The following is a 6,705-nucleotide window of genomic DNA, read 5'->3' on the forward strand; positions in this document are numbered from 1 at the left end:
TGAGAAAAATTATGAGCTTGCATAAAAACTTTATTGCTGGAAGTTGGGTAGAAGGATCTTCCACCCGTTTGAATATCAACCCTTCAGACAACAACGACATTGTTGGTGAATACGCACTTGCCGACCAAGTACAGACAACACAAGCAATTGACGCTGCCCATGAGGCCCAGAAGCTGTGGGCAAAAGCTACTGCAGAGCATCGGTCTGATGCATTGGATCGAATCGGTACAGAAATCCTTGCGCGTCGTGATGAGTTGGGCATGCTCTTGTCACGTGAAGAAGGTAAAACTCTTGCTGAGGGTATTGGGGAGGTTGTCCGCGCTGGTCGCGTGTTTAAATTTTTTGCTGGTGAGGCATTGCGCCTTGCTGGTGAAAAGTTACCTTCTATTCGCGAAGGTGTCGATGTTGAAGTAACGCGTGAGCCTGAGGGCGTAGTTGGCATCATTACCCCATGGAACTTTCCTATCGCAATTCCAGCTTGGAAAATTGCACCAGCTTTAGCTTACGGTAATGCGGTAGTGTTTAAGCCTGCGGATTTAGTTCCTGGAAGCGCTTGGGCACTTTCCGAAATCATTGCGCGAGCTGGACAGTTACCCCACGGTGTGTTTAATTTGGTCATGGGGCCTGGCTCAAAGGTTGGTCAAACTTTGGTTAGTTCTCGTAAGGTTCGTGCTGTCTCGTTCACTGGGTCAGTACAAACGGGCCGCTCTATTGGCATGTCATGCATGGAGCGTGGTGCAAAAGTTCAAATGGAAATGGGCGGAAAGAATCCCCTAGTAATTTTGAACGACGCGGATCTGGAGCAAGCAGTTTCAGTCGCTATCAACGGATCGTTCTATTCAACCGGACAGCGATGTACGGGCTCCAGCCGCTTGGTAGTAGAAGACGGTATTCATGATGCTTTTGTTGCCGCGATGAAGCTTCGCATGGCATCTCTCAAAGTTGATCACGCGCTAAAGTCTGGAACTGATGTCGGCCCAGTCGTTTCGCAAGATCAATTAGATCAGGATCTTCACTACATTCAATTGGGATGCAAAGAAGGCGGACGTTTAGTCGCTGGCGGTGAGCTCTTGGTACGCGATACGCCGGGCTTTTACTTGTCACCAGCTTTGATCACTGAAACTCAAAGTTCAATGCGGATTAACCGTGAGGAAATCTTTGGCCCAGTGGCATCTGTGATTCGCGTGAAAAACTATGAAGAAGCACTTGAGACTGCCAATGACACTGACTTTGGTTTGTCATCAGGTATTTGCACAACGTCTCTCAAGCATGCGACTGATTTCAAGCGACGATCGAGTGCAGGCATGGTTATGGTCAACGTTCCTACTGCAGGTGTCGATTACCACGCGCCATTTGGTGGAAGAAAAGGTTCCAGCTACGGTGCACGCGAGCAGGGCGTCTATGCGCGTGAGTTTTACACATCCGTCAAAACTGCTTACACATTGGCCTAATTTATGAAAGATATCACTGGCAATACAAAGGTATTCGGCATCTTGGCTGATCCTATTCATCACGTCAAAACACCCCAACGAATCAACAGCTACTTAAATGCCGAAGGTTTTGATGGCGTCATGATTCCCATTCACGTCTCTTCAAATGAGCTGAAGGTGGTTGTTCATGGTTTACGTGCAATTAACAATTTAGCTGGCTTTGTCGTCACAGTGCCTCATAAAACTGCGATGGTTGATCTATGTGACGATTTGACAGCTGAAGCGAGGCTGATCGGTGCGGTAAACGTGATCCATAGGATGCAAGATGGCCGATTGTTGGGGACCATGTTAGATGGTGAAGGGTTTGTTGCAGGACTTCGTGCCGAGGGTATCGATCCCCAAGGACTCAGCGCTTATGTCGCTGGTGCTGGTGGCGCTGCAAGTGCAATTTGTTTCGCATTAGTTAGAGCCGGTGTGAAGCGTCTAACGATCGCAAATCGTACCACTGACAAGGTCGTGCAGTTGATTGAGCGCATTCAAACCATGACACCAAGCGTTGAGTTGTCAATTGGTTCACCAGATGCCTCTGGTAACGATTTGGTCGTCAATGCAACCTCGCTAGGTTTGAGATTTGATGATGCTTTGCCACTTGATGTTTTGCTATTAAAGCCAAATCAAGTTGTAGCAGAAATCATCATGCAACCGGTAGAGACACCGTTGCTGAAAGCCGCTGCCGCTAAGGGCTGCCGCATTCATTTCGGTGCACCCATGCTGACAAGTCAAATTCCATTGATGTCAAATTTCATGCGCTATGGACACATTGAGGGTGCTAACAATGCAGCATAAGAGTTTGATTGATGCATTGAGTAAGGTTGTCGGTGATCGGGGTGTGGTAACTGAGGTTGATGACTTAGTACCTTTTAGCCATGACTGGCGACATATGTTTCATGGTCGTCCACTTTGCGCTGTTCTGCCTAGGAATACACAAGAGGTTTCAGATGTTGTTCGTCTCTGTGTTGCAGCGGGTGTCGCAATAGTTCCTTTTGGCGGAAATACTGGTTTGTCTGGTGGCGCTACACCGGATCAAAGCGGACAGCAAGTTGTTCTTTCTTTAACTCGAATGAGTGCCATCAGAGATATTGATGTAATGGGGGAAACTATTGAAGTAGAGGCAGGATGTATTTTGCAAACGGCCCAAGAGGCCGTTGATGAAAAAGGTCTATTGCTTCCCATCACTCTTGCCGCTGAGGGGTCCGCACGTATAGGCGGTATCGTTTCAACAAATGCGGGCGGCACAAACGTATTGCGTTACGGCATGGCGCGTTCACGTGTTTTGGGTCTTGAAGTTGTCACTGCTGATGGCCAGATCATCAATGGTTTGCGACGATTACGTAAAGACAACGCGGGCTACGACTGGAAGCAATGGTTCATTGGTACAGAAGGAACTTTAGGAATTGTGACTGCTGCCGTGTTGCAGCTTACTTCAAAGCCCCGATATCGCGTCACTGCGCTGCTTGCTGTATCAAGCGCAGCCAATGCTTTGAAACTTTTGTGCGCAGCACGTGGAGCTATTGGCGAAACCCTCACTGGTTTCGAATTGATGTCGGGTGCCGCACTTGCTCGTGTGACACGCCACTTGCAACTCAAAGTACCTTTGGGGCAAGCAGATTGGTATGTCTTGTTAGAAGCCAGCTCTTCGTTGCCAGGCCTGCGTGATGCTACTGAAGTGTTTTTAGGTGAAGTTCTTGAAAATGAAATTGCTTCTGATGGCGTAGTCGCTGAATCTGAGAAGCAGGAGGCTGATCTTTGGGCTTTGCGCGAATCAATTACTGAAGCAGAAGGCAAAGAAGGCCGCTCGGTCAAACACGATGTCTCTGTTCCAATTTCTGCGATTCCTGAATTTTTACAGGTCGCAGACGAAGCAGTGATGCGTATTTTTCCAGAAGCTCAAATCAATGCTTTTGGACATATTGGTGATGGCAACCTCCATTACAACGTCATTGTTCCTCAGTCGCTGGATGCTTTAGCGCTCAATCAGCTCATTCACGATGTTGTGGGTACTTTTGGCGGAAGTATTTCCGCTGAACACGGTATCGGTCAGTACCGCGTTGACGAGCTTACTCGTTGTCGTGCTCCTGCTGAGCTCGCAATTGCAAGGCAAATCAAGGTCGCTCTTGATCCTCAAAATCTTCTGAATCCTGGCAAGGTATTTTCAAATATCAAACCTTAAATAGATTATTTTTTAAAATTCATATGACCACAGAAAACTTTGATTTCGTAATTGTTGGGGGCGGAACAGCTGGATGCGTTTTGGCAGATCGTCTCACTGCATCTGGAAAGCATCGTGTTTTGTTGCTCGAAGCGGGTGGCGAACCATCCAGCATGTGGATCAACATACCGGCAGGTTTCAGCAAGCTCTTAACAAACAAAAAATATAACTGGCTTTTTAAGACTGCGCCTGAAGAAAAAACTTACAACCGAATCATTTCTGTGCCACGTGGTAGGGGCCTAGGTGGGTCGAGTTTGATCAACGGCATGATTTATGTCCGTGGTCAGCCCGATGATTACGACGCCTGGGCTGCAGGGGGAGCTACTGGGTGGGCCTATAAGGACGTTGAGCCATATTTCAGACGCATGGAAAACTATCCATCAGGCGGTGAAACGCGTGGTAAGTCTGGACCCTTTCAATTGGATCAAGTTCACGAGCGCTTTCCCATCTCGGATGCTTTTCTGAAAGCCGCAGAGCAAGATGGTCAGCCCTTTAACGAAGACTACAACTCACCAGCACAAGAGGGTTTTGGTTATTACCAAGTTAATCAGCGCAACGGGCAGCGTTGTAGTGCTTATGACGCGTATCTTAGACCTGCGCGTTCGAGGTCAAACTTAGTTGTGCGAACTGGTGCGCATGTGCTCAGGCTAGATTTGCAAGGTCAGCGCTGTACAGGTGTCACTTATTTATGTGATGGCCAAGAAATAAGCGTGTCCGCATCATTAGAAGTCGTCATGGCCGCTGGTGCCGTTCAGACACCGCAGATTTTGGAGCTATCAGGAATTGGTCGTCCCGAGCTCCTTAAATCCTTGGGTATTCCAGTGAAACAGGCTTTGATGGGGGTGGGCGAAAATTACATTGATCACTTTGCAACCCGCATGAATTGGCGCGTTAAAAACACGATCACACTTAACGAAATGGCACGCGGTTGGAGACTTGTGCGCGAGGTTATGAAATATTTTGCGTTTCGCAAAGGTATTCTTACTTTAGGAACTGGCTTGGTTCATGGTTTCATCAAGACCAAGTCAGAGCTCAATCGGCCAGATGCCCAGTTTTTTATGGTGCACGCCAGCTATGCAAATGCTGCGGAACGCATCTTGGATCAACAGCCAGGTATGACCATCGGTGTTACTCAGCTTCGACCTGAGTCCAAAGGGAGCATTCATATTCAGTCAGCCAACCCGTTTGATCAACCTGCAATTCGTCCAAATTTCCTTGATAGTCAAGTTGATCGAGAGTGCATCGTCGAGAGCATGAAAGCTGCACGTCGCATTGTGTCTAAATCTGCGATGGCAAATTTTATTGATCACGAAATGAGTCCAGGTGAATCGACGATGTCAGATGCAGATTGGCTAGAGTTTGCACGTAGGGACGGTCAAACAATCTATCACCCGCTTGGAACATGCCGAATGGGTACAGACTCCAACGCAGTGGTCGATCTGCGCCTCAAAGTCATGGGCATGAAAGGTTTGCGGATTGTTGATGCCTCTGTGATTCCCAAAATGGTTTCAGGCAATATTCAAGGCGCTGTAATAATGGTGGCAGAAAGAGGGTCTGATCTGATTCTTGAAGATTACGCCAGTTGAACCTCAAAGTGGCCAAGCTGGGGATCGATGTTCACAAAAAAACTTTCTCCTTAATAAAAGCAAATGGCTATCGGTCCTCGTCCTGTTCTTGAAGATGTTGCTCGCCTTGCGGGTGTTTCATTGGGTAGTGCTTCAAGAGCGCTGTCGGTGCCTGAGCTCGTTAAGCCGGCGACACTTGAGCGTGTAAATCGTGCAGTCGAGCAGCTTGGATATGTAAGAAACGGCTCTGCGCGTGCTCTTGCTTCACGTCGAACGATGACTATTGCGGCCATCTATCCATCGCTAGACAACCCTATTTTTGCGGTTTCGATTCAATCACTCCAGCAAACGTTGTGGGATTTGGGCTATCAGCTGCTGGTTGCAAGTCATGACTACCGACCTGAGCGTGAGGTCGGGCTACTTCGTTCATTTGTTGAACGCGGTGTCGATGCAGTGGTTTTGGTCGGCACTGATCATGATGATGCTGTTTTTGAGCTCCTCAGTCAGTACAAAATTCCTTATGTTTTGACTTGGTCCGTGGATACCTCCAGCCAACGTCCATGCGTCGGTTTTTCTTATTTCGATGCAGCTTTTAAGATGGCTCAAGCAGTTATTGAATACGGCCATACCGAGATTGCCTTATGTCCAGGCCAGTCGTATCGCAACGAGCGGGTGAGGGCGCGTATTTTGGGAACGCAAGCAGCTCTCGAAAGCGCTGGATTAAAACTTCGACCCGAATGGATCATTGAACAGCCCTTTACTTTTGAGGGCGGGCGAAGTGCTGTTCGTCAAGTCTTAGGTGGGGTCCAAAGGCCTACGGTGCTTATTTGCGGTAACGACTTGATTGCTATCGGTGCAATGGCGGAGTGTCGAGAGCAAAACATCTATGTACCCGTTGAACTTTCAATCACCGGGTCTGACGATATTGAACTTGCCAACATGGTCGACCCTCCTTTAACTACTGTTCACGTACCGAAAGTTGAAATTGGCTCCTTTGCAGCCCATCGAGTCGTTAGTTTGATAGAGGGTGCTACCGCGTTAGAAGTTTCACCTCTTTCTACTAGGGTCGTCATCAGAGGAAGTCTTCGAAAAGTTACTTGATAGTTTGGCGATGAATCGCCCCGCATTTGAACTGACCCCCAAGACTTGGACGGTTGCGCTTCCGCCAACTAAGCGGTCCTTCTCAGCCGGTACTCCACCGGGCTGAGTCCTTTCAATCTGAGCTTGATGCGCTCATGGTTGTAGTAGCGGACGTAATCATGCACGCCAGCTTCAAGTTCATCAACGCTATTTGGTGGTGCAAGATGAAAATACTCGGCTTTTAGGGTGCCGAAGAAGCTTTCAATTACCGCGTTGTCAAAGCAGTTCCCCTTGCGGCTCATACTTTGCTTGACTCCACGCTGCGCAAGCATCGCTCGATAGGGCTGCATCTTGTAGTGCC

Annotated in this window: 6 protein-coding genes; 5 read left to right on the plus strand and 1 reads right to left on the minus strand. The window is 48.3% G+C overall.

The window, feature by feature from the left end; all coding sequences use genetic code 11:
• Window positions 1-17 precede the first annotated feature (17 nt).
• The 5 genes from C5F52_RS25560 (at window position 18) to C5F52_RS25580 (ending at window position 6,365) form a co-directional block, all read left to right on the plus strand.
• Entirely contained in the window at window positions 18-1,451 is a 1,434-nt protein-coding gene (locus tag C5F52_RS25560) for an aldehyde dehydrogenase family protein (protein WP_201747092.1), read from the plus strand.
• Between the two features lie 3 nt (window positions 1,452-1,454).
• Complete coding sequence (locus C5F52_RS25565) at window positions 1,455-2,276, plus strand: shikimate dehydrogenase (RefSeq protein WP_104801193.1); 822 nt, start codon at window positions 1,455-1,457, stop codon at window positions 2,274-2,276.
• Window positions 2,266-3,660: an FAD-binding oxidoreductase gene (locus C5F52_RS25570; RefSeq protein ID WP_104801194.1), complete on the plus strand. Its 1,395-nt coding sequence runs from the start codon at window positions 2,266-2,268 to the stop codon at window positions 3,658-3,660. The genes C5F52_RS25565 and C5F52_RS25570 overlap by 11 nt, the downstream gene beginning before the upstream one ends.
• A 23-nt stretch (window positions 3,661-3,683) precedes the next feature.
• Entirely contained in the window at window positions 3,684-5,285 is a 1,602-nt protein-coding gene (locus tag C5F52_RS25575; protein ID WP_104801195.1) for a GMC family oxidoreductase, read from the plus strand.
• Window positions 5,286-5,348: 63 nt separating this feature from the next.
• On the plus strand, window positions 5,349-6,365 hold the full coding sequence (locus tag C5F52_RS25580) for a LacI family DNA-binding transcriptional regulator (protein ID WP_104801196.1): 1,017 nt from the start codon (window positions 5,349-5,351) through the stop codon (window positions 6,363-6,365).
• 68 nt (window positions 6,366-6,433) lie between these two features.
• Here the strand turns inward: C5F52_RS25580 and C5F52_RS25585 are convergent.
• Window positions 6,434-6,705 (minus strand): IS3 family transposase (locus C5F52_RS25585; protein ID WP_146100161.1); only part of this gene is annotated, 272 nt, incomplete at its 5' end.

This window comes from Limnohabitans sp. TS-CS-82 (genome assembly GCF_002943475.1).